Annotated in this window: 22 protein-coding genes; 4 read left to right on the top strand and 18 right to left on the bottom strand. The window is 40.7% G+C overall.

Going from position 1 to position 23392, the window contains the following annotated elements:
• Positions 1 to 19 precede the first annotated feature (19 nt).
• From hutH to hutU, 3 genes are read right to left on the bottom strand one after another with little or no spacing between them, the layout of a single operon-like run.
• Positions 20 to 1495 carry a histidine ammonia-lyase gene (hutH, locus tag MKX62_RS12680; RefSeq protein WP_340741579.1) on the bottom strand — a complete coding sequence of 492 codons (1476 nt, stop codon included), beginning with the start codon at positions 1493 to 1495 and terminating at the stop codon, positions 20 to 22.
• A 26-nt stretch (positions 1496 to 1521) separates the two neighbouring features.
• Complete coding sequence (hutI, locus tag MKX62_RS12675; protein WP_340741578.1) at positions 1522 to 2781, bottom strand: imidazolonepropionase; 1260 nt, start codon at positions 2779 to 2781, stop codon at positions 1522 to 1524.
• Positions 2778 to 4454 carry a urocanate hydratase gene (gene hutU / locus MKX62_RS12670; RefSeq protein WP_340741577.1) on the bottom strand — a complete coding sequence of 559 codons (1677 nt, stop codon included), beginning with the start codon at positions 4452 to 4454 and terminating at the stop codon, positions 2778 to 2780. The genes hutI and hutU overlap by 4 nt, the downstream gene beginning before the upstream one ends.
• 1014 nt (positions 4455 to 5468) lie before the next feature.
• Between hutU and MKX62_RS12665 the strand changes: the two genes are divergently transcribed.
• The 3 genes from MKX62_RS12665 (at position 5469) to MKX62_RS12655 (ending at position 9020) form a co-directional block, all read left to right on the top strand.
• Positions 5469 to 6431: a hypothetical protein gene (locus MKX62_RS12665; protein ID WP_255428594.1), complete on the top strand. Its 963-nt coding sequence runs from the start codon at positions 5469 to 5471 to the stop codon at positions 6429 to 6431.
• Between the two features lie 203 nt (positions 6432 to 6634).
• Entirely contained in the window at positions 6635 to 8149 is a 1515-nt protein-coding gene (locus tag MKX62_RS12660; protein WP_067213849.1) for a glycine betaine uptake BCCT transporter, read from the top strand.
• 172 nt (positions 8150 to 8321) lie between these two features.
• Positions 8322 to 9020, top strand: coding sequence for a ZIP family metal transporter (locus tag MKX62_RS12655; protein ID WP_340741576.1), 699 nt, complete (start codon positions 8322 to 8324; stop codon positions 9018 to 9020).
• Between the two features lie 65 nt (positions 9021 to 9085).
• Here the strand turns inward: MKX62_RS12655 and MKX62_RS12650 are convergent, their stop codons facing one another.
• The 9 genes from MKX62_RS12650 to MKX62_RS12610 all read right to left on the bottom strand — a co-directional run bounded on the left by MKX62_RS12650 (position 9086) and on the right by MKX62_RS12610 (position 16448).
• Positions 9086 to 10096, bottom strand: coding sequence for a serine hydrolase domain-containing protein (locus tag MKX62_RS12650; protein ID WP_399633078.1), 1011 nt, complete (start codon positions 10094 to 10096; stop codon positions 9086 to 9088).
• 97 nt (positions 10097 to 10193) lie between these two features.
• Positions 10194 to 10631, bottom strand: a complete 438-nt coding sequence (locus MKX62_RS12645) for a hypothetical protein (RefSeq protein WP_067206270.1) — start codon at positions 10629 to 10631, stop codon at positions 10194 to 10196.
• A gap of 260 nt (positions 10632 to 10891) precedes the next feature.
• Complete coding sequence (locus MKX62_RS12640) at positions 10892 to 11272, bottom strand: hypothetical protein (RefSeq protein ID WP_340741575.1); 381 nt, start codon at positions 11270 to 11272, stop codon at positions 10892 to 10894.
• A 75-nt stretch (positions 11273 to 11347) separates the two neighbouring features.
• Positions 11348 to 11827, bottom strand: coding sequence for a hypothetical protein (locus MKX62_RS12635; protein ID WP_340741574.1), 480 nt, complete (start codon positions 11825 to 11827; stop codon positions 11348 to 11350).
• Between the two features lie 476 nt (positions 11828 to 12303).
• The gene (locus tag MKX62_RS12630; RefSeq protein WP_067206265.1) at positions 12304 to 12645 is read right to left on the bottom strand and encodes a hypothetical protein; all 342 of its coding nucleotides are present in this window, start codon (positions 12643 to 12645) and stop codon (positions 12304 to 12306) included.
• 218 nt (positions 12646 to 12863) lie between these two features.
• On the bottom strand, positions 12864 to 14606 hold the full coding sequence (locus tag MKX62_RS12625; protein ID WP_340741573.1) for a hypothetical protein: 1743 nt from the start codon (positions 14604 to 14606) through the stop codon (positions 12864 to 12866).
• Positions 14607 to 14976: 370 nt separating this feature from the next.
• Entirely contained in the window at positions 14977 to 15096 is a 120-nt protein-coding gene (locus tag MKX62_RS12620) for a zinc ribbon domain-containing protein (protein WP_435531918.1), read from the bottom strand.
• A gap of 230 nt (positions 15097 to 15326) precedes the next feature.
• Positions 15327 to 15815 (bottom strand): NUDIX hydrolase, encoded by a 489-nt coding sequence (locus tag MKX62_RS12615; RefSeq protein ID WP_340742578.1) that lies wholly within the window; start codon positions 15813 to 15815, stop codon positions 15327 to 15329.
• Between the two features lie 318 nt (positions 15816 to 16133).
• Positions 16134 to 16448: a hypothetical protein gene (locus MKX62_RS12610; RefSeq protein ID WP_067206261.1), complete on the bottom strand. Its 315-nt coding sequence runs from the start codon at positions 16446 to 16448 to the stop codon at positions 16134 to 16136.
• 387 nt (positions 16449 to 16835) lie between these two features.
• Here MKX62_RS12610 and MKX62_RS12605 point away from each other — a divergent pair, with 387 nt between their 5' ends.
• Positions 16836 to 17090 carry a hypothetical protein gene (locus MKX62_RS12605; protein WP_340741572.1) on the top strand — a complete coding sequence of 85 codons (255 nt, stop codon included), beginning with the start codon at positions 16836 to 16838 and terminating at the stop codon, positions 17088 to 17090.
• Between the two features lie 464 nt (positions 17091 to 17554).
• Here MKX62_RS12605 and MKX62_RS12600 read toward each other — a convergent pair whose 3' ends face one another.
• The 6 genes from MKX62_RS12600 to MKX62_RS12575 all read right to left on the bottom strand — a co-directional run bounded on the left by MKX62_RS12600 (position 17555) and on the right by MKX62_RS12575 (position 23298).
• Positions 17555 to 18112 (bottom strand): NUDIX hydrolase, encoded by a 558-nt coding sequence (locus MKX62_RS12600; RefSeq protein ID WP_340741571.1) that lies wholly within the window; start codon positions 18110 to 18112, stop codon positions 17555 to 17557.
• 174 nt (positions 18113 to 18286) lie between these two features.
• A complete protein-coding gene (locus tag MKX62_RS12595; RefSeq protein WP_340741570.1) occupies positions 18287 to 19300 on the bottom strand; it encodes a zinc-dependent alcohol dehydrogenase family protein in 1014 nt (337 codons plus the stop codon).
• A 159-nt stretch (positions 19301 to 19459) separates the two neighbouring features.
• The gene (locus MKX62_RS12590) at positions 19460 to 19762 is read right to left on the bottom strand and encodes an ArsR/SmtB family transcription factor (RefSeq protein WP_067213845.1); all 303 of its coding nucleotides are present in this window, start codon (positions 19760 to 19762) and stop codon (positions 19460 to 19462) included.
• 353 nt (positions 19763 to 20115) lie between these two features.
• Entirely contained in the window at positions 20116 to 20889 is a 774-nt protein-coding gene (gene istB / locus MKX62_RS12585) for an IS21-like element helper ATPase IstB (protein WP_338656273.1), read from the bottom strand.
• Positions 20886 to 22439: an IS21 family transposase gene (istA, locus tag MKX62_RS12580; protein ID WP_338655197.1), complete on the bottom strand. Its 1554-nt coding sequence runs from the start codon at positions 22437 to 22439 to the stop codon at positions 20886 to 20888. The genes istB and istA overlap by 4 nt, the downstream gene beginning before the upstream one ends.
• Positions 22440 to 22812: 373 nt before the next feature.
• Entirely contained in the window at positions 22813 to 23298 is a 486-nt protein-coding gene (locus MKX62_RS12575; protein WP_340741569.1) for a CPBP family intramembrane glutamic endopeptidase, read from the bottom strand.
• Positions 23299 to 23392: the final 94 nt, after the last annotated feature.

Below are 23392 nucleotides of genomic sequence, written 5' to 3'. Positions count from 1 at the left end.
TTCGGTTTTTTGCTAGTTATCAGACTAGAAATTGAGCAAGCTTTTCAATATCCGGCGTAAAAATACGATCTTCTTCAATTGGTCGCACGATTTCCAGCAATTGATCGAACTTGACACGGGTTTTTGGTGCCATTTGTTCTGCCCCTCTAATGGAACAGCCTGTCAGTGCGCAAAGCGCTTCAATTGCGAGTACATTTCTCGCATTTTTTATGATGGAATGTGCATGCCTGGCACCGATTGTTCCCATTGATACATGATCTTCCTGGTTGCCAGACGATGGAATCGAGTCAACGGACGCCGGGTGTGCAAGTGTTTTATTCTCAGAAACAAGGCTGGCTGCTGAATATTGTAAAATCATTGCACCCGATTGTAACCCCGGTTCTGGACTTAGGAACGGCGGCAATCCTTCATTCAACTGTGGATTAACGAGCCGTTCAATACGGCGTTCGGAAATACTTGCGAGTTCTGCCACGCCCAGCTTCAAGAAGTCCATCGCAAACGCAATCGGTTGACCATGGAAGTTACCTCCAGACACAACCGTATCTCCATCATCGAAAATAAGTGGATTATCCGTCGCGGCATTCATCTCAATCTCTAGCTTCTCTTTTACATAACCAAGTACTTGCCAACTCGCGCCGTGCACTTGTGGAATACAACGAATTGAATAAGCGTCTTGGACACGTTTTTCGCCTTGAATGGTTGTCAGACGACTCCCTTTCAACCAATCCAGCATCCTCGCCGCCACATCCACTTGTTCCGGATAACCGCGCGCTTCGTGAATCGCCGGATGAAATGCGTCCGTAATTCCATGGAGCGCTTCCATTGTCATTGCCGCAATCCACTCGCTAGCATACGCAAGTGATTCTGCCTCCAAATAATTGACAACGCCTTGCGCAGTCATTGCTTGCGTCCCGTTAATAAGCGCTAGCCCTTCTTTCGCTTCGAGCACAATCGGCGACATGCCATGTTCATTCCAAATAGTTGCAGCTGGAACGTGCAAGCCCTCTTGCCAGACAAATCCTTCGCCAAGTAAAACAAGCGCGAGATGGGACAATGGCGCCAAATCACCTGATGCACCAAGTGAACCTTGCTGTGGAATGACCGGGTGAATGCGATTATTCACCATATAAGCAAACCGTTCTAGCACTTCTGTACGGATTCCGGAGAAACCTTTTAAAAGCGCATTCAGGCGAAGAACGACCATCGCACGCGAAACGTTTTCAGGAAACGCTTCTCCAACGCCGCATGAATGCGATCGGATCAAGTGTAATTGCAATGCTTTCGTATCCTTTTCATCGATTTTAACGTCGCTGAACTTACCAAACCCCGTATTAATCCCGTATACGGTCCGGTCTTCCCTAACAATTTTCTCGACCGCAGCCCGGCTTTTATTGACACGTTCCAAGGCTTCATCGTTCAATGAAACCCCGATTTTTTTATATATGATGTCGTTCATTTGAGCCAGATTTAGTGACGATCCTGTTAATTCAATCATGACAACCATCCTTTAATTAATATTAATCATCCAACGACTTTTACACCTTTTTTCCAGACGGACTTAACATGGTTCACCCCGAACAAGTATTGAAGTTCTTGGTAGTTTGAAATATCCCATAGAACGACATCCCCTTGTTTACCTATTTCCAATGATCCTGTTTTATCTGCCATTTGGATTGCACAAGCCGCGTTATACGTCGCGGCAGTAAGCGCTTCTGCCGGTGTTAGTCGCATCGATATACACGCTAAGTTCATAACAAGTGACATCGATGTCGTCGGTGAAGATCCGGGATTACAATCTGTCGATATCGCGACCGGTACGCCAGCGTCAATCATCTTGCGCCCTTGTGCTGCTTGCTCCCTAAGATATAAGGCGGTTGCTGGCAATAAACAAGCGATTGTTCCGGCATCTGCCATCGCTTTAATTCCTTCATCAGACGCTTTCAATAAATGCTCTGCTGAAATCGCTCCAACTTTCGCCGCCAGTTCCGCGCCGCCATAGGGTTCAATTTCATCCGCATGGATTTTTGGTATCAGACCATACTTTTTCCCTGCTTCTAAAATCCGTTGTGATTGTTCAGGTGTGAAAACACCGACTTCACAAAATACATCATTGAAGACTGCTAGCTTTTCATTGGCAACGGCAGGAAGCATTTCATTGACGACAAGATCTATATACTCGTCTTCCCGTCCTTTGAATTCTGTCGGCACTGCATGTGCACCCATGAACGTTGGCACAAGGTCAATCGCATGTTCTTGCTGCAAGCGTTTCATGACACGGAGCTGTTTTAGTTCCGTTGCCAAATCTAAGCCGTACCCACTTTTCCCCTCGACAGTTGTGACGCCGTGTTTCAGAAACGAATCAAGGCGTTTCTTCGTCTGCTCAACAAGTTCATCTTCAGTTGCTTCACGAGTCATTTTTGTTGTCGCATGAATACCGCCACCTGCATTCATAATTTCCATATAGGTCGCGCCTTCAAGTCGCATTTCAAATTCACGTTCGCGACTGCCACCATAGGCGACATGTGTATGCGGATCGACGAGGCCTGGAGTAACGAGATGACCAGTTGCGTCTGTGATTTCCGCTTCATGGGCGCGGTCTTTGAACTGCTCTTCTAATTGTTGAGTCGTGCCGACTGCTCTTATGATCCCATCTTCTATCCAGATACTGCCGTCTTCTATAATTGATAAATCATTCATCGCTTCTTTTATTCGCGGGGCTGTACCAGCTTGGGCTAACGTCGCAAGTTGCGCTGCATGTTTAATCCATATAATTTTTGTCATTCTTCAATCGCCTCTTTTGCCATCATCGGAATGTTGACCCCTTTTTCCCACGCCGTTTTTTCGGCAAGTTCATAGCCCGCATCAACATGACGGACGATACCCATTCCTGGATCTGTCGTTAATACACGTTCGATTCGAGCTTCTGCTTCTTTGGTTCCATCCGCGACAATAACCATACCTGCATGAACCGAATAACCCATCCCAACGCCGCCTCCATGATGAATGGAAACCCAAGTAGCTCCGCCGACTGCGTTAATCATTGCATTCAACAGCGGCCAGTCAGCTACTGCATCCGAACCGTCTTTCATCGCTTCCGTCTCACGGTTTGGCGATGCAACTGATCCCGAGTCGAGATGATCTCGCCCAATGACAATCGGTGCTTTTAATTCGCCCGAAGCGACCATATCATTAATGATTTTTCCAAAGCGGGCACGTTCTCCGTACCCTAGCCAGCAAATCCGTGACGGCAGTCCTTGAAACTGAATTTTATCTTGCGCCATTCGAATCCAGTTGCACAAATGTTTGTTATCACTAAATTCACGTAAAATAACTTCATCTGTTTTATAAATATCTTCAGGATCTCCTGATAGAGCAACCCAGCGGAATGGCCCTTTTCCTTCACAAAACTGTGGACGGATATAGGCGGGAACAAATCCTGGGAAATCGAATGCACGAGTTACACCTTCATCTTTCGCCACCTGACGGATGTTGTTACCGTAGTCGAACGTAATCGCACCTTTATCCATCATGTCTAGCATTGCTTCGACATGTTTTGCCATCGATGCTTTCGACCGTTTGATATACGCCTCCGGATTTTCCGCTCGCAGTTTCGCGGCTTCCTCTAGTGACATACCAGATGGGATATAACCGTTTAACGGATCATGTGCAGATGTCTGATCAGTTAACACATCTGGGATAAATCCAATCGCAAGCATCGCAGGAAGCACTTCCGACGCATTACCTAACAGACCGATTGACAGTGCACGGCCCTCTTTTTTTGCTTCTTCAGCAAGACGGATCGCCTCTTCAAGTGAATCTGTTTTCACATCGGTATAGCGTGTTTCAATTCGGCGATCAATTCGCGTTTCATCTACTTCGATACCGATACAGACTCCCCCGGCCATCGTTACCGCTAGCGGCTGTGCAGCCCCCATCCCCCCGAGCCCAGCAGTTAGTGTAATCGTGCCTTTCAGCGACTCTCCAAAATGCTGTTTCGCCAGTTCCGCAAACGTTTCGTATGTCCCTTGCACGATTCCTTGTGAACCGATATAAATCCAGCTTCCCGCCGTCATTTGTCCGTACATCATAAGTCCTTTTTTATCGAGCTCATGGAAATGTTCCCAGTTGGCATAGGCCGGGACTAGATTCGAGTTCGCAATCAATACTTTTGGTGCGTCTGTATGTGACTTGAATATCGCAACTGGTTTCCCCGATTGCACAAGTAATGTTTCATCATTTTCAAGTTCTTTCAACGAGCGGACAATTGCGTCAAACGACTCCCAATTTCGTGCCGCCTTTCCAATGCCACCGTAAACAACAAGGTCATCCGGATGCTCAGCCACTTCCGCGTCTAAGTTATTCATCAGCATACGAAGCGCCGCCTCCTGCTGCCACCCCTTCGTGTTCAATTCAGTCCCACGGTAACGAATAACCTTTTCAGATGCTTTCCCCACTATGAACCCCTCCTTACTATTCTACTAGTATCGTACACGATGAAAGCGCTTTATTGTTCGGTATTCAGAAAATTTAGTCCGTGCTAATAGGGTGCTATTGTAGTGAGATAAAGCAGTGAAGTTACTATATTGTCGGCACTTAATAAATAGAATGTTCTTCTAACACCGCTTTTTCGTTAAACTAGCGAGGTATGCAACCTAGTTAATTCCAAGTAGGTAGTACCGGATATATAGTTGGAGTGGCTTTGATAAACTGAGTAATCCATAGCACGCACCGTGCAACAGGAGTTGGATACTCTACAACAGCGACAATTCTATATCGACAAAACACGTCTGTTGATTAACCATTTTCTTTCAAAAGATACTAATAAGGTAGGCGCAAAAATTTTCATTTGGACCAGTACGTTTTCGGCTCGCTTTCGGCTAAACTAATCACGACAGTTTTACCAATTGGGGAGGAATTGCAGTTCATTCCTCCTTGGTCGTCTTGTCGCGTACCTACAACGTTCAAGTGAAAATTGCAGTTGCTTGCTATATTCAAGAAAGACGCACTCCAGGTTGCGAATTTGATCACAGCTAATGAAATGCGCTTTCTCAAATAGACCATCCAGCGAAGGCGCGTCTTCGTGGTAGCCGTAGCGATAAGACTAAGGAAGGATGCAGTTCAATCCCTTCCAAGTGGTCTTCTTTCTGGCTTATCGCGGGAGGCATCCACAAAGCGGCGAAGCGGTATTGGTAGGAATTCTATTTCATTCCAAGTATCAGAACTTTTCAGCGACCTCTGGAAAGCCCTTGTAAAGCCCAAACGCCGGATTCATTTGGTCAACATCTATAGTAAGCATTATCATTTCCCGCAATCTCTTTTCCCACCAATTCCAAGTCAGTCCAAACCCACCCCCATTCCCTTTGTCAGATTAGTCCGGCGAAACTAAAAAACCTTCCGAAAAAAAAAGTCCATTCCCTTTCACCCATCGTCGCATAGGATAAAGAGAATCGCTTGGAAGGAGTGAACGAATGGTCAACATGCAACCAGGTGGTCAAGGGGAACAGCAATGGTACCCTAAATTACCTGAAGGATATGAAGCAAACCGGGCGCAAGATACGTCTGGGTATGCGAATGATAGCTGGTCACCAGGTATGGGAATGTCCGGACAGGGGATGCAAGGTTTTTCATCTGGGCAAGGGATGTCTGGACACGATATGCAAGCTTTCTCTCCAGGGCAAGAGATGCAAGGTTATGACATGCAAGCTTTCTCTCCAGGGCAAGAGGTACAGGGCTACGACATGCAAGCTTTCTCTCCTGAGCAAGAGATGCAAGGTTATGACATGCAAGCTTTTTCTCCAGGGCAAGAGGCACAGGGCTACGACATGCAAGCTTTTTCTCCAGGGCAAGAGGCACAGGGCTACGACATGCAAGCTTTTTCTCCAGAGCAAGAGATGTCAGGTTACGGGATGCCTGAACAGGAAATGGTTGCTTTCCACTCAGGACACGACATGCAGGGGTTTGCTCCGCCAGGACGGCCGCCGGGCCAAGGAATGCCCGGATTTGGTCCGCCGGGACGACCACCTGGGCCAGGAATGCCCGGATTTGGTCCTCCAGGACGACCGCCGGGCCAAGGTAGTCCTGGATTTGGTCCTCCAGGATGGCCACCGGGACCAGGAATGCCGGGATTTGGTCCTCCAGGACGACCACCGGGCCAAGGACAACCGGGCGGACAACAAGCCCCATCATCTCCGCCACCAAATACCATACCAGCTTATCCAAGTACCCAGTTGTTTGCAGTAGATCCAGGTGCAATCCGTGGTTGTCTCTACCGCTATACCTATGTCTGGCTATCCAGAAGACAAGGTTTTTGGTTTTTCCCAGTCTTTGTCGGACGTACTTCTGTCGCCGGTTACAGATGGCGTAATAGGCAAAGAAGATGGGAATACATGGGGATCGACCTTAATCGAATCGACAAGTTCTCCTGTTTTTAATTAGCTACTTTCTATTATCTATGCTCACTTAATGAAAAAAACGATTCCATCACCGATGGAATCGTTTTTTATTGAGCTTATCTGTTTAACAATGACAGAGAGAGGGAATGTAATTAGAGGTGCGTGCATGGTAATGAAGAATAATGGACAAGATTAGTCTAAATGATGTGTACCATTATCTTATAAGAAAAATAGGTGATTTGATGAAAAAGGTATCAGGTGTTTTTTGGATTTCGGTCGGTCTAATAGGTTTGATAGTTTTATTCGGAGCATTTGCACCTGAAAGCTTCGAAAACGTAACAGAGAATATGAAAAACTTCATAACTTCATCATTCGGCTGGTATTATTTACTCGTTGTCACTGGAATTGTACTGTTCTGTCTGTTCTTTATCGTCAGTCCAATTGGTCAGATTACGCTCGGAAAGCCTGATGAGAAGCCTGAGTATTCTCGAATGAGCTGGTTCGCAATGCTGTTTTCAGCAGGAATGGGGATTGGACTTGTCTTTTGGGGAGCAGCCGAACCTTTATCCCATTTTGCTATAGACCCCGCAACTGAACTGCCAGGAACCGACGCTGCTTTTCGTGAATCGATGCGCTTCACATTTTTCCATTGGGGTATTCATGCATGGGCGATTTACGCTGTAGTTGCCATGTCACTTGCGTATTTCCAATTCCGTAAAGGGGAACCTGGATTGATTTCCTCAACTTTGAAGCCGCTTTTTGGAGATCGGATGAACGGTCCTTTAGGCACATTGGTCAATCTACTCGCTATCTTCGCGACGGTAGTAGGGGTTGCAACGACTTTAGGATTTGGAGCTATTCAAATCAACGGCGGATTATCTTATGTATTCGATATCCCCATCAATTTTACCGTTCAAATTATCATCATCATTATCGTAACAATTTTATTTGTTGCTTCTGCTTGGTCAGGTATAGGTAAAGGAATTAAATATTTATCTAATATCAATATGGTACTTGCGGTCATCTTACTGATACTTGTTATCATACTTGGACCTACTATGTTAATCTTCAATACATTTACCGATACAATCGGTCTTTACTTGCAAAACTTACCCCGTATGAGTTTCCGGGCAGCACCGCTTGATGATGCCAATCGTACGTGGATTAATGGTTGGACTATTTTTTATTGGGCGTGGTGGATTTCATGGTCCCCATTTGTTGGTATCTTCATTGCCCGCGTATCACGTGGAAGAACCATCCGGGAATTCTTAGTTGGTGTCTTGATGCTCCCCACATTGCTTAGCTTTTTCTGGTTTTCCGTTTTCGGTGCCACGGCAATGGATGTACAAATGAAAGGAACTGACTTATCTGGATTGAAAACGGAAGAGACACTTTTCGCCATTTTCAATGGGATGCCAATGTCAATGTTTCTATCGATTTTAGCAATTATCCTCATTGCCATCTTTTTCATCACATCCGCAGATTCTGCCACATTCGTGCTCGGAATGCAGTCAACTTACGGATCGCTTAATCCGCCAAATATTGTGAAACTGACATGGGGTGTTGCACAAGCAGCAGTTTCCATCATTCTGCTCTCTGCCAACGGGCTAACCGCACTGCAGAATGCATTGGTTATTGCTGCATTCCCCTTCTCCTTCGTCATCATTTTAATGATGATTTCGTTTTATAAGGCTCTTGATAAAGAACGAACGGAGATGGGACTGATGGTGAGACCTTATTCGAAGAAGAGGAAATAGTAATTTGAAAAGCCAAGACTGAGCCGTGTGCTCAACCTTGGCTTTTCTTTTTATGTTCTCCAACTTATTTAAACGCCTCTCCCACATTATTGCTTTGAAAGTTGTACTTCATAGATGCGAGCAATCTGCATATATTTCGTAGAGAGGTTTTACGAATTATAATGGGTAGGTGATGAAAGTGAGTGCAATATTACTTGGCAGTTTTCTTTTTTTAAGTGTAAGCTTCGGAGGTGGAATTGCTTGGCTAGTATCTAAACTATTCCACAATTCAACCGCAGGATTATCACTCCTATGCGGTGGATTTTTAGTAGGATTACTGGCACTTGATATCATTCCAAGCGCATTGAAGATGTATAAGTCTTTCGGTATCATACTGGGGGTATTCATTGGATACCTATTTTTTCTAGTGCTTCGCAATTTATTCCACTCATCTGCAGGTCAAAGTCCTTCCGTTTACTTGCTCATGCTTGCCATACTCATCCATACAATCCCGCTAAGTATGACCATTGGCAGCTTAATGGAGAGTTCAATAGTCGGCATCACAATTACGGCTTCTGTAATTCTGCATCATCTTCCAGAAGGTTTTGCACTTACAACTGCTTTTCTTTCGCAAAGGAAAAAGCCATGGAAGTTATTTTTAGGTTTCCTCAGCTTATCGCTATGCTTTAGCCTATTCATCTGGATCGGGCATTACGTAAATCTGTCTACCAAAGAGCAAGGTGTTCTAATGGGGATCTCCATTAGCCTCATTGCAACTACAAGCATTAGTGAATTCATCCTGCATAATCTAAAGCTGGTACCTCCAAGATCTTTTATCACCTATATTTTTACGGGTTATTTACTAAGTACTCTATTTCATCTGTTGTTATAATTTTAGGCAATATGGATGAAAGATAGCCGACTCTTCACTTAAGCACCTGTTAGTTAAATGAGAAATTATTCAGAAAATATATCAGCTACTAAATTACTAAATTCTCTTAAATAATAGAGATAATTTTTCCCGTCAATTCCTTCATAGTTATATCTTTTGTTATACATCTTTGCAACAACAACATTATATTCAGGTATTACTAATAAAGTTGGACCTGTTACCCCTATTATTTGAAAAGCACCTTTAGGCACTCGGTCTCCAATCTCGCTTTTTAATGACGGAGTTCCTTGAACAAACCAAAACGCACCATTCAATGGAGTTTCTTCATTTTTATATGTAGGGCTTTGAACTTGTGTTGCAATTTCAATTACTTCTTTTGGAACAACTTGTTCTCCATTTATATTTCCTTTTCTTAAATGAAGATTGCCCCAATGTGCAAATTCTCGAGCAGAGACATAAAGGTTAGACTCAGTTCCATCATTTGAATTGCCCAGTTTAGATGTTGCCTCTTCGTTAGGATTAACAATAACTTTAACTAAATTTTCATTTTCTTTTGTTTGCCAAGCTGTTTCCTTATAACCTAAAGGTAAAAAGATTCTTTCGTGTAACAATTCAGAAACACTTTGGTTGTATAGTTGTTTAATTAATTGTGTCATCATTAATACATTAATCCCTCTATACGCCCACCCTTGACCTGGGTCAAACTCCCTATAAACCATTCCATACTCGTCCTCATTTAAACCATGAGAATGCGTAATTAAATTTCTAATGGTTGTTCTACCAAGTAATTCTTTATCAAATTCTTCAAAGTAATTTACTGCATAATCATCAAGACTTTTAATTTTACCTTCATGGATTGCATATGCAACAGCTAGCCCTAAATAACTTTTTCTCGCCGATGCAACATTAAACTGTGAAAATTGCGTTATAGGCAATGAACCTTCTCTATTAGAGTGGCTTCCACTGTAATGCTCTAGTACCATTTCATCATCCTTAAGTATAAGCAATGCCGATGCGGAGCAGTGATTTAGCTCCTTTATATCTTCAACCCATGAGATTAATTTTTGATATCTAATATCCAACTTTGTGCCCTCCTTTCTTTTGTCAAATTCAACAAAAAATAGATTAAACCATGTTGAACGAACCTACCCCGTTAGTTACAATAAGCACCTATTAATTAAGTGTGAATTCTTTTTCAAGAAAAGTAACTACATCTTTCCAATCTACTATTGGTGAATGTTCTTCATATTCAAATGCTCCCAAATTCACATTAGCATCTGGTTCATCTTCATAAAGTGAAAACTCTCTTATTAACGTACCATTTTTTATTACTATAAGTTCTGCATTTAAATCTTCATCATAGTAAGCATAGATAACAGATCTACCATTTGCCAGTTTCGTCCATGCCTGATTCGATAAACCAAAGAATGCTCCTCCTTCAAAGTCCACAAAATATGTCCATCCATCTTCAGTTTCAGAAATGTGTACTGATTTATCAACACAATCCCCGTACTCATCCAACTCAAATTCAATCTCTTCATTCATCCAACTACAATATTTTTTTTTAGCTTCTTCTAAAGATAAATTAATTTTAAAACAACATTCTTTCATTTTTATTCATCAGCCTCACTTCACTTTACAATGCACCTTAACTTTTCATTCTTATTAAACAACCCTACCTGTTAGGCTAACTCCAACGACCATGATGCATCACAGACTGTCGCACCCAATACGAGTAGCGCTTACGGGCGATTAATCCTCCCTTGCTTATTGCACCAGCCTTGCCTATATTCTCTGAAGAATGGGGCTGTTTTTTTATTTTCATGGGAGTTTAGTAGAATACTTCACAAACTTTTTTCTCCTCCAACTTATCATTTCCTTTTACTTTTAAGCGTTTTTGCAAATACATAACCACTTAATCCTAGTGACGCACTAATCACATAGCATTTATAATTATTCTTTTGTAAGTATTTTTCGAGTTCATTCGTATCATCGTAGCAAATCGGCCAAGCATATAATTTATGGGACTTAAATTGTTCTCTGTTCCCTACGAAAAATGTATTCAAATCTACTTCTTCAATATCAAATAAAATACTTCCCGCCTTTACATGATCGAAATAATGTGCTAAGTAATCCTCGAATGTAACTGTTACAATTTCATCTGCCACCGTTTCGATATCTAATAGCAATTCATTTTCAAGAAAATTTACTGAGTACCCAATTAACACACCATCGTGAATAGATATTGTCATTCACTTCCTCCTATATACTGCCGCGTTGTATGAAAAATCAATTAGAATTACCCATGGCAATCCTACGATACTTTACTAAAAAACCTGGATTAAATGCTTTTCTATTTTAAATTTAAATTCTCTAATACTTAAGTTTGTTTCTGCGTCGAGAATACTTATTTCTATTGTTATCGTATCCCAACTTTCCAAATATGTACGCTTCACAAAGCTTTGAAAACCTCTTATTTCAGAGTATTTCTCCATATACTGGGGCTTTTCATGGGATAAATCATTAATACTTTCATCTATTTCCCATTTGCCGAATTGAATATTTATGTCTCGATCAAGTTTATTTTGTGTATCAAAACCAAAAAACATGTCTCCTGTTTCTTCGTTATAATAAATCCCCATTACTTTCAAATAAAACTTAGTATCATTAATCAACAATAGTTGAATTCCTATATTATCCTCTGGATCCCCAACCCATTCCTTCCACTGTTCTTTAGTCCACATGTCCATTTTACTTGTATCAAATGTGTTCATAGTGAAATCAACATTAATATTTTCTTTTGTCATTTCCTTCGCACCCCTTAATTATCTTAATATAGTTAACCCTTTCAGTTAACTTGCTGCGTTAGTTGAAGTAGAAGGTAAAGGATTGTCTCCATGAGATCAAACCTTATACATCTCCAATCCAGATCAACTTAAAATCCGTTCATGGAAATATTTAACTTCATTACTCAATAAGTTATGACACATGCAATAGATAAAAGTCTTCCTATGTAAATGAAAGAGGGACTTTTCGCAAATCTAACATATTTATATTGTGTTTGATTCATAACTTTTTCAAGCAGATCTAGTAGACGCAATGCCCGTTTTAGGAAATATTTAATTTCATTAAGAAAAAGCTGCCCTGTAAAGGCAGCCGATTGTTTAACTAAAGTAACTTGTTAGTTGAAGAAATTATATTTCAAGAAAAATATTCTCAGATCAAAATTATGTCTATCATTTTATTTAGGTGGATTTAGTTGCCACGAAAATCCAAGCTATTTTTATTTAATGTGTAATTCTACCGAAAAGGGGTTTTTGCTGTTTTTGGAAACCTTAATACTTGAGCTGCCCATTTTTTGGATAATCTCGAAAATAACCTGCCCCTTTACATTTGACACGTCTATTCTATAGACTTTTTCTGCATCAGGATCTAGGGTATCTATATGTGCAGGTTGATTATCGACATAAACAGGTAATAATTCCTTTGTCGGTGAATTTTTACTGTATGCATTTATGGTGAATTGACGACTAAGTTCTTGGTTCTTATTTTTAACTTTTACATATAGGTTATCGCTATCTTCCTCCGTAGAAATCATACAGCGTGAGACATTTGTTTTTGTCATGTAGCCTCCTCCGATTCTTTTCTATTCTTTTTTGAGAGAATTAATAGCGTCAAGGATAGCTTTGCGATTACTATATTCACTTTGTAATAACTCATTCATTATATTAGTGAATTTAGAAACTAGAGGTTCTATATTGTCTGAATTCTGGTTACCCATTAAGCTTTCCATCATAATAAGATTAGATAGAGTCATAGCCATAAATCCAGCACTATTATCGGTTACGTTGATAACGGTATTGTTTCCATTTGTAAAGGTATTGTTTCCAGCGTTTGCGGTAGCAGTTGAGTCAGCATCTCCAGTTGCATCGGAATCGGCGGTTGCATCGGCATCTCCAGTTGCATCGGAATCGGCGGTTGCGTCGGCATCACCAGTTGCATCAGCGTCTCCAGTTGCATCGGCGTCTCCAGTCGCAGTTGCATCACCAGATGCGGTTGCATCGGCGTCTCCAGTTGCATCAGCATCACCAGTTGCATCGGCGTCACCAGTTGCGTCAGCGTCACCAGTTGCATCGGCATCTCCAGTTGCGTCGGCGTCACCAGTTGCGTCGGCATCAGCAGTTGCATCGGCGTCACCAGTTGCGTCGGCGTCACCAGTTGCGTCGGCATCAGCAGTTGCATCGGCGTCACCAGTTGCGTCAGCGTCACCAGTTGCGTCGGCATCAGCAGTTGCATCGGCGTCACCAGTTGCATCGGCGTCACCAGTTGCATCGGCGTCACCAGTTGCATCGGCGTCACCAGTTGCATCGGCGTCACCAGTTGCATCGGCGTCACCAGTTGCATCGGCGTCACCAGTTGCATCGGAATCGGCCGTTGCGTCAGCATCTCCAGTTGCGTCAGCATCTCCAGTTGCATCAGCATCTCCAGTTGCATCGGCATCTCCAGTTGCATCGGCGTCACCAGTTGCATCGGCGTCACCAGTTGCATCGGCGTCACCAGTTGCATCGGCGTCACCAGTTGCATCGGCGTCACCAGTTGCATCAGCATCTCCAGTTGCATCGGCGTCACCAGTTGCGTCAGCGTCGGCAGTTGCGTCGGCGTCACCAGTTGCGTCGGCGTCACCAGTTGCATCGGCGTCACCAGTTGCATCAGCATCTCCAGTTGCATCGGCGTCGGCAGTTGCGTCAGCGTCGGCAGTTGCGTCGGCGTCACCAGTTGCGTCGGCGTCACCAGTTGCGTCGGCGTCACCAGTTGCGTCGGCGTCACCAGTTGCATCGGCATCTCCAGTTGCATCGGCATCTCCAGTTGCATCGGCGTCGGCAGTTGCGTCAGCGTCGGCAGTTGCGTCGGCGTCACCAGTTGCGTCGGCATCTCCAGTTGCATCGGCATCTCCAGTTGCATCGGCATCTCCAGTTGCATCGGCATCTCCAGTTGCATCGGCGTCACCAGTTGCATCGGCGTCACCAGTTGCGTCGGCGTCGGCAGTTGCGTCGGCGTCACCAGTTGCGTCGGCGTCACCAGTTGCGTCGGCGTCACCAGTTGCGTCGGCGTCACCAGTTGCGTCGGCGTCGGCAGTTGCGTCGGCGTCGGCAGTTGCATCGGCGTCGGCAGTTGCATCGGCGTCGGCAGTTGCATCGGCGTCGGCAGTTGCGTCGGCGTCAGCAGTTGCGTCGGCGTCGGCAGTTGCGTCGGCGTCTCCAGTTGCATCAGCATCTCCAGTTGCATCGGCGTCACCAGTTGCATCGGAATCGGCCGTTGCATCAGCATCTCCAGTTGCGTCGGCGTCACCAGTTGCGTCGGCATCAGCAGTTGCGTCGGCGTCACCAGTTGCGTCGGCGTCGGCAGTTGCGTCGGCGTCGGCAGTTGCATCGGCGTCGGCAGTTGCATCGGCGTCGGCAGTTGCATCGGCGTCGGCAGTTGCATCGGCGTCGGCAGTTGCATCGGCGTCGGCAGTTGCATCGGCGTCGGCAGTTGCGTCGGCATCAGCAGTTGCAGTAGCGTCGGAGTCACCAGTTGCGTCGGCATCAGCAGTTGCGTCAGTGTTAACTATCCATGGATACCGAGCATCGCATCGTCTGCAAAATTTATCGAGATTTTCACTCTTGTATTGACAATATTCACATTTCCAATTACTCATTTTGTATCTCCTTTCTAAATAATGATCAAGTTAAAAAATAATAATTAACCTGTCTCGATAGCATATGACTTAATAAATTATTGAACTAGTTAATCTGACTAACTAACTAAATCAATAATTTATTAGTGTGAACTCCCTCACTTAACAGACCTTACGTTCTATTTGAAGTGGGGGCTTCTCGACTTACCATTTCTTTTACTAGCCAACGAAAACAGACCGAGCTAACCCTCTTGTTCCAAAAGTTTATATTTGTATGATTTATTTGGCAGCCAACAAACGAATTCCTTCCTTTTTGATATTTAAGGCAGAGTTATAGTCTCTATTAAGCACAGAACCGCATGAGCAGTTATAGACTCGCTCCCGTTTGCTTAATAAGATAACAGCTCTCTTGTAAGTGAATGCTTTACGAATGAACCTCTTTCATAATTATCATCCTTTTAATTTCTTTTGATTTTCAATAAAATGGCCTGATAATGAAAATCCAGGCCCTTCTTTCTTCCATTAAAAAAACTCCCTTTTACGGGAGATCCTTTATGTTGAACTATTGAAATTAAGACTTCAGTAGTTGAAAAAAACAAGTTTCTGTATAACTAGTTAGGATAAAAAAATTAAAAATCAACGGTCTCTTTGATAGTTGACCATTGAATTTCGGGATTAAATTCATTGCTAGTCATCATCGTTCCAACAAATATATCATCGGTATTAGTTATGTTATTCAAATAGTGTTCAATAGTTGAACTGATAACTTTTGAGGTGTATAAACCTGATAATTCATTCTTAGAAACCCAAAATAATTCCCCTTCGTCTGAAGGAATAAAGTTCATATGCTTTGTTTCTCCAAAGTAGACATATTGCTGACGTATTTCCCCGCTATTCTTCTCAAGCAGTATGTATTCAAGCCTGAAATTTTTGATGTCATCCTTTTTAAATCCTGTCTCTTCTTCAATTTCCCTGTAACTTGCCGTCATTGGAGAATTAAGTTCATCGGATTCCATATGACCTCCAATTCCACCCCAAAATTCAAAATTAAAGATTTTACTTTTTTTCTTTTTCATCATTAGTACACTTCCTTGATGAATTAAGAATGCAGTAGCCATTTGTCGGACTTCCAATAATACCATCCTCTCTAATTCTACAATTATTTTTTAAACTAAAAGAGCATTATACGATCAAAAATCCTACTACATATAATGGCCCTTCAATGGAATAACATTATTATTACTTAACAGGTACCTGATCTACAGGTAAAACCGAAATCCCTTCTATATAGAGATAGGAAATTCCGGTTCACCTTTTTCATAAAAAATTTGATCATTTCAATAAGCCTTCTTCAACTGAACTACCCCTTTAGTCTTCCCCGCCACTTCGATAAGACCGGTAATTCAGACTTTTATAATACTGAGTTCCCAGGTTATTCATTTTAAATGATGATTTTTCTTATCCAAAATGCCATGTACTACAACTAACACAAGAATTGTTATGATTAAAATTTTGTATATCAACCGTTGATCTAAATAAAAATAAGCTATTAAAGACAAAATGCCTAAACAAATTGCCAAAATCTCTAACTTCTTTGGCTTACTCAGCAGACTCCCTAACAGAGCAAGAGTTGAACCACTTATCATAAGTATAGGAAGGTAGTTTGCATACGTATCTTCTAAGTCAAAAAACGGTCCTAAAGCAATAAGAATAAAACCTAACCATTGAAGCACTTTTCCTAATTTGTTCATCCTTGAGAACCCCCGGTCATTTGACACTTTTCTTCAACTAACCGCCATACATGTAGCGCAAAATCAGCGCTACACCACAGAAGTTGAAAATATGTGCAGAACTGTTATTGGATACTACGGCTTGCGAAGAAGGTCGATGAACTATGGTGCCATAGAACCCTATCCGTTAGTTATACTCCAACGACCACTGTGGCATCACAGACTGTCGCACCCAATACGGGCAGTATTTCCGGAAAATAAATCCTATTATAGTTAATGTACCAGCCTTGCCAATATCGAACAAATTTTGTAAAAAATTCGATATAATTACGTAGACAAGACGAACTTTGACAATTCAATAATCGGGCTATTTGATTTAGTATTCGGTATTCAGGAGGGGTAAGATAGATGAACTCAATCTATTCTAAATCGTTGTTTGTAAACCTGCTTTTACTATTGCTTACAGCTTGCAATGAAATAACGGAAATAGAAAAAGAATATATGGATGCGGAACCAGCTACGAAACTATTAAGAGACTACTTGACAGATCACCGCGCTGAACTAGTAGAGGAAAGAGTAATTGTAACAGCGTATGGTCCTGATGAACTTAATAATGTTCTCGAAGTAAATCTCATAAAATTGAACAGGAAGAAGGAGAAATAATTTAAAAAGATATTGCATCAGGAAGTAAGACGGAAACTGGAACAGGGAGGATACCTCATAAGGCAAGAAACATTTACAACAAATTAGAACAAACGAATGTATGATCTTCCAGAGATGAAAAATTATTGGAAATGTATAACTTGTTAAGCTATCAGGCGCAATTGTGGCACAACATAGCTATAAAATGAGCAACCTTCATTTTAATGCCTCACCTCACGCATTTTAACGCCCCCCCAATCTAACTTAAGTTAATTCTAAAATGCGTTAAGTTAGATTCAAATGAGCACCGAAAAAAATGGATGGCTAAAAAACAGCTTCATCCCCTATGTAGCAAGAGCTGAGGCAGTCTTTATGAATCTAACATAGTTCTATTGTGTTAGATTCGCAAGTTTTTTTAAATACACTTATACCGATGTTTTATTTCAATAAATCGTTCGGAATCCGAATCCTTCCTATAATTAGTGTTATACATTAAAAAACGTGTAGCCATTAAATTCTGTTTTTGGTAAGGGGTTCAATTTTAATCCAATCGTTTGATGATCAAAAGCGATTCGTACCAGTCCACGAGTCATATCAGCAACATTCATTGATTCCATTTCCTCCAATGAGAAAAAGCCTGCACCATCTACTTCAACTTCATCTGGTTGTGGCTGCCCTTCTAAATATTCCATCAAAAATCCAATATAAATATTATGTACTCGACCTGGATAATCCCCCAACATTACGATCGATTTCACTTTTGTAGTTACACCTGTTTCTTCTAATACTTCACGTATGACACTTTGTTCAATAAGTTCTGTTTGACCAATATAACCACCGGGGTTTGTCCATTTCCCTTTCCCAGGATTATCTTTACGGCGAACGAGTAACATTTTTTCATCTTTTATGACTAAAGCTCCAACACTTACACTGTAATTTCCCCAATGAATAAATGAACAGCTTGAACATGCTTTATACTCTTTATCATTAATGACACGTATTTCTAACACTTCTCCACAGTTCGAGCAATAATTCATTCCCATATAAAAACCTCCATATAATTTGTCATAACTATTTTTTCAGATAAATAACAAAAGCCCGAGGATACTATGCTCCAAGGACTTTTATATTTATTTAGCGTTGTTACTTTTTGATTGAAATAAATTAAGATAAATAGTCGGGCTATAAACCAATATAAAGTTTGAATATATGCTTCCTCATTCAGATACTTTGATTACGATTTTACCGAATGCTCCACGACCCAGATGCTCATAGGCTTGGATTGCATCAGAAAAGGGATAAACTGTGTCAATCACGGGTTTAATGTTCAGTTCATTAAATGCTTTGTTCATTTCATCGAAAGCTTTCCGATGCCCCACAAAGATACCTTGTATACGCGCTTGTTTGGACAACAATGAAAACAAATTTACTTCTGCCATCATACTCTTCAGGAACCCAATGACATAGATATTTCCTTGTTGTGCAAGAGCATCAATGGAACGGTTAATACTATCTCCACCAACAACTTCTAAAATATGCTGAGCTCCCTTACCATCCGTGAGCTTTAATACTTCTTTTTCCCAATCCGGTGTTTTCACATAGTTTATAACTTCTTTTGCTCCTAGAGCCCTTACTCGTTCGCCCTTTTCGTCACTGCTAGTTGTGACAATAACTCTTGCCCCTAGTGCAGAAGCGATTTGAATCGCATAGATTGATACTCCCCCCGTACCAAGAATAAGTACTGTATCGCCGGCTTTTATTTTTCCATATTCAACTAAAGAAAACCAAACTGTTAAGGCTGCAATCGGAAGTGTAGACGCTTCTTCATCTGTCATATTAGAAGGTGTCATTACCGCTGCGTCTTCGTCTAGGAGCATATATTCCGCAAGACCACCATCATTAGGTCCACCCACTGCAGTTGGGCCATAGTCCTCGGTTGGTGCTCCATCAGTCCATTTTGTGTAAAGATGGGAAACCACCCGGTCACCTTCATTAAATTTTGTTACCTCTGAACCCACACCGATTACAACTCCAGCTGCATCCGATACGGGTGTGAAAGGTTTACTCATTAAGTCTGGTAAATAATCACCATCCATAATTGATTTATCCCGGAAATTGAGGGATACAGCCTTCACACGTATCAACAGTTGTTTAGGACCTGGTTTCGGAATATCCACATCTACTAATTTTAAGTTTTCCAATCCTACGCCTTGCTTTTTCCATGCTTTCATATTCATCTTTTCCTCTTTCCTTAAATATATATTTGCAATAAGAATATTATTTATAACCACTTATTAGTCTAAACGACTCGCAACACAGAAATACATATCCCGAATTGTCGATGTGTAAGTGATAACAATAACCAAATTCATAACGGAATTTGGTTATTGTTATAGTTCTGTTTGAATGAATATACCAAGGTTTCTTATGGCTTCCTCATCCCTTTTGTAATAAGTCCATTTACCTAACCTTGTGGCCTCAATTAAACCCGCTTTTTGTAAGGTTGACAAGTATTGGGAAGCAGTAGATTGAGTCATGTTTAACTTATTTGTTATTTGACTAACGCAAACACCAACTTCAACTAAATCAATCCCATCCTGTGGTTCAAAATGATCCGAAGGATCTTTAAGCCATTCTAGGATTTGCAGCCGAGCATCATTTGAAAGTGATTTAAAAATATTTATCTTATCCATGTTCACATTATACATCGACAAAAACCAATTTGTCAATTTAATAAACATTAATATCTCTATAGGTTGAAATCTATCTCCCCCCAAAACCGTTCCTGACCTTTTATCGGTCTATTTATGACACCTCCAATAATTTAAAAAGTCCCCCTTTCTTAATAAAAGAGACTATTTACAAATCGATATAAGCTAGGTAAAAGAAGTACGATAAAAACAGCAGACAGTTTAGAATTAGCAAAAGAACTACAAGTAGCAGTTAAGGCTGGTGAAGAAGAACTATTAATGTTTAATGGTCAAACTGTAACCGTCAAGTAGAATTGAGCAGTTTTCACAAATTAAGTTTGATCAATTTTCCACAATTAAGTTTGAGCACTTACTTCGGGAAACAAAGTCTTTCTGTACTTCATACGCATACTTTCTTCGTCTTCTCCGAAGGAAATCACCTCACTTCGATGTAGAAGGCGATCCAATATAGCGGTTGTCAGTGAGGTATCTCCTAAAAATTTACCCCATTCATTTGGACCCTTATTCGAAGTTAATATAAATGCGGTTTTATCATACATGTCATATATAAACTGGAAAAACAGGCTTGCTTCCTTTGGATCTACAGTCATATACATAACATCATCAATAATTATTAAATCTGATGTTGTAATACGTTTATAGCGTGTCTTTGATTTACTAACGTAATCACGGCTTTTTAAAATATATATTAGTTCTCCCATTGAAACGAAGGTCACTTGATATCCATGTTCAATAGCCAAAGTGCCTAGTCCTACGGACAAATGTGTTTTGCCTGTCCCAGGTGGGCCCATTAGAATTAGGGTAAACATCTCTTCAATCCAATTTAAATCTTTTAATAATTTAAACTGTCTATCGCCAATCGCATTTTGTTCTTCCAGTCGATAATCTGCCAGTGTTTTTGGATAGGGAAAGTCTGCCCATTGCATTAGTCGATGAATGGTCTTTTTTTCTCTGCACACCATTTCATGGGTAAGGAGTTCATTAATAAACTCGTGATAAGTCCAACTGCCCGATTCTGCATTACGCAAAAGAGCGGGAAGCTCTTTTGCGGTTTCAGCGAGTCTCAGGGTTCTACATTTTTCTTGTAATAGTTCAATAGGAGAGGTCATGACCTTTTACCCCCAGATAATAAATCGGTGTAGTAATCTTCTGATCGTTCTGCTGCCTTATATTCTTGATATTTTGGTGAATTGGTACTTACTTCTTTTACTTGCGTCTGTGATTCTTTATGTAGCGTGAAAGCGACATCTCTGAAGTCATTAGCACTAATCATATGCAAAGTTTTCACAGTTTCCAGCGCTTCATTTATATGCTCTGGATGATTTCGAATGACCATTTGTAATACTTTCAACTGGTCTAATAAGTGTCTTGGATACTTCTTATTCAATTCATCTAAAAACCAACAAATCAATTCTTTATTAGAAAACCTAATCACAATTTCGTCTCTCAATAGCGTTTTCTTTGGACTTGGTTTCTTATGATGAGTTGGATCATAAACTAACTGTCCTTTCGAACTACAGAGTAAATGTCTCGCGATTATTGCTCCAGATGTCTGTAATCGAATATTTAGGTGGTCATCTGCGGTTACTTCTAAATATGCCATGTTTTTAGTTTTCGCATCGTACGTACCTGTAGGTACGGAATAACGATTGGATTCAAAGCGTATGACATTGTCCTTTTGAATTGTTCTTGTTATACTTTCTATTAGGGAATTCTCGAAAGAGAATTTTGAAGAGACTTTTCTTAAGTGCAGTTTTTCGACTGTATGCACTTCAGAAGGTCTTTTTTTTGTATTATGATGCACTTTGTAGTTTCCGGTTCTCTCAAGCCATTGAATGGCTTGTTGATTCCACAAATGGATGTCTTGAAATTCACGATTCTTCATGAAGTTATGCTTCACGAACTTGACGACTTGTTCTATTTTCCCTTTTGATTCGGGATCGCTTTTTCTACATAAATAAATAGAAAATTTTCTTAGTTTACGGTAATTATCAAATTCCTTGGTAAATAATAAGTCACCCGCATTTTCACTTACAGCTAGTAAAGCATCTTGGTCATATACCATTTCTTCAGGCATGCCTCCAAAAAACTCAAAAGCATTTTCATGACAGCGGACTAAATCTCTTGTATGGAAATGTCTATCTAAGAATTCAATGTACTTATACCTAGAATTGGATAATACAAACCCAATAAAATAAAGCCTTCTTCTCATTCCGTCATTACAAGTCACCAAATCTTGACCGAAATCTACTTGTGCTTGAAAACCCATCGGACTATCCGGAACTGCTTCATAAACTCTTTGTTCAGACACTTTCGGTATATGGTATGCAGTACGTAACTCATTCACATAATTCCTAGTAGTATTCTCCACAATATTATCTTCATTCAACCCCTGATTCTCTTTCAACCAGTCGTAGACCTGGGCACTACTCATATCAGGGTATTTCTTCAACCATCCAACAATGACATCCCTGTAGGGATCCAACTTCTTTTTACGTGATTGTAAGGAGACTAAATAATCCTCAAATTCTTCAGATGTACTCTTTAGATATTTAGAAACGGTATTTCTTGAAATGTCCAACTTTCTCGCAATTGCCGACTTAGAAAAGCCCATTTCGGATAACTCGCAGATTTTCATATAAACCATGATTTTCTTCACTCCAGTTTCCTCACTTCCTTTTACACGTTTAGTATAAAGGAAGTGAATTATTTAGAGGGAAACTGCTCAATCTTATTTGTGGAAAACTGCTCACTTTAGTTTATCGTTTACACAAACTTTTAATTACCCAAATGAAAAAGGTGACCATTTAATTGAGGTAAATCTTACTGCTGATTTTGGAACGGCTAAATATGTTGGAAATATTTTAGTGAAGTAATATTAAATACTTTAGAAAAAACTACTATGTAGAGGCAGTCCCTTCTTCAACTAAAGCCCCTGTTAGTTGAAGAAGGTCTACATAAAAAAACTTACTTTATTTTTAGTGTACTATTTTTTCGATACAAACTTTGCACAAACCAGATGCTCCATTTAATTACCTCAATAAGCACTTTCTATAATTAACTAAAACTAAAACTATAGCCACTAATAAATATATTACAGAGGTAACTGTAAGAGTATTAAGTACGTTTCCAACTTGAATGACCAAAAAATAATTGAAAAGTTGGTGAATCACAATAGGAATAATGAGATTATGATTCAAGTTATAAAATGCAGTTATGATGATTGATACAGCAACAATGCCACACAAGAAACAAATGATATATTGCACCAATTGTAATCCTGAGTATCCTGACATAAGCCATAACGGTGTATGCCAGAAGCCCCAAGCCAATCCAACGATAATGGCTGATTTTAATGGACTGAATCTTTTTTGCAAATCATTTAATACAAATCCCCTCCACCCTAATTCTTCCCCGAGTGGTCCAAGAATTAAATTGTAGCCAAATAAGATAAGAAGTGAAGTCCATGAAGCAGTAAATTGTTCATATACGGGCACATTCCATACTTTGTTTGTCATTAATAAACTACCAATTAAAAGCAAAAATTGAATAAGAACGACACACAATACAGTCGATATTCTGATTCTTTCCCTAAATTGGCTTTTTATAAAG

The sequence above is a fragment of the Sporosarcina sp. FSL K6-5500 genome, from assembly GCF_038005665.1.
Taxonomy (GTDB): Bacteria; Bacillota; Bacilli; order Bacillales_A; family Planococcaceae; genus Sporosarcina; species Sporosarcina psychrophila.
Note: the sequence above shows the minus strand (reverse complement) of the source record. Positions and strands in the feature narration are given on the sequence as shown.

Excerpts from the sequence above, each read along its gene's own strand:
- hutH (WP_340741579.1), bottom strand. The coding sequence starts at position 1,495 with ATGATTGAATTAACAGGATCGTCACTAAATCTGGCTCAAATGAACGAC.
- hutI (WP_340741578.1), bottom strand. The coding sequence starts at position 2,781 with ATGACAAAAATTATATGGATTAAACATGCAGCGCAACTTGCGACGTTA.
- MKX62_RS12665 (WP_255428594.1), top strand. The coding sequence starts at position 5,469 with ATGGTCAACATGCAACCAGGTGGTCAAGGGGAACAGCAATGGTACCCT.
- MKX62_RS12660 (WP_067213849.1), top strand. The coding sequence starts at position 6,635 with ATGAAAAAGGTATCAGGTGTTTTTTGGATTTCGGTCGGTCTAATAGGT.
- MKX62_RS12655 (WP_340741576.1), top strand. The coding sequence starts at position 8,322 with ATGAAAGTGAGTGCAATATTACTTGGCAGTTTTCTTTTTTTAAGTGTA.
- MKX62_RS12645 (WP_067206270.1), bottom strand. The coding sequence starts at position 10,631 with ATGAAAGAATGTTGTTTTAAAATTAATTTATCTTTAGAAGAAGCTAAA.
- MKX62_RS12640 (WP_340741575.1), bottom strand. The coding sequence starts at position 11,272 with ATGACAATATCTATTCACGATGGTGTGTTAATTGGGTACTCAGTAAAT.
- MKX62_RS12635 (WP_340741574.1), bottom strand. The coding sequence starts at position 11,827 with ATGACAAAAGAAAATATTAATGTTGATTTCACTATGAACACATTTGAT.
- MKX62_RS12630 (WP_067206265.1), bottom strand. The coding sequence starts at position 12,645 with ATGACAAAAACAAATGTCTCACGCTGTATGATTTCTACGGAGGAAGAT.
- MKX62_RS12625 (WP_340741573.1), bottom strand. The coding sequence starts at position 14,606 with ATGCCGACGCAACTGGTGACTCCGACGCTACTGCAACTGCTGATGCCG.
- MKX62_RS12615 (WP_340742578.1), bottom strand. The coding sequence starts at position 15,815 with ATGGCTACTGCATTCTTAATTCATCAAGGAAGTGTACTAATGATGAAA.
- MKX62_RS12610 (WP_067206261.1), bottom strand. The coding sequence starts at position 16,448 with ATGAACAAATTAGGAAAAGTGCTTCAATGGTTAGGTTTTATTCTTATT.
- MKX62_RS12605 (WP_340741572.1), top strand. The coding sequence starts at position 16,836 with ATGAACTCAATCTATTCTAAATCGTTGTTTGTAAACCTGCTTTTACTA.
- MKX62_RS12600 (WP_340741571.1), bottom strand. The coding sequence starts at position 18,112 with ATGGGAATGAATTATTGCTCGAACTGTGGAGAAGTGTTAGAAATACGT.
- MKX62_RS12595 (WP_340741570.1), bottom strand. The coding sequence starts at position 19,300 with ATGAAAGCATGGAAAAAGCAAGGCGTAGGATTGGAAAACTTAAAATTA.
- MKX62_RS12590 (WP_067213845.1), bottom strand. The coding sequence starts at position 19,762 with ATGGATAAGATAAATATTTTTAAATCACTTTCAAATGATGCTCGGCTG.
- istB (WP_338656273.1), bottom strand. The coding sequence starts at position 20,889 with ATGACCTCTCCTATTGAACTATTACAAGAAAAATGTAGAACCCTGAGA.
- MKX62_RS12575 (WP_340741569.1), bottom strand. The coding sequence starts at position 23,298 with ATGACAAACAAAGTATGGAATGTGCCCGTATATGAACAATTTACTGCT.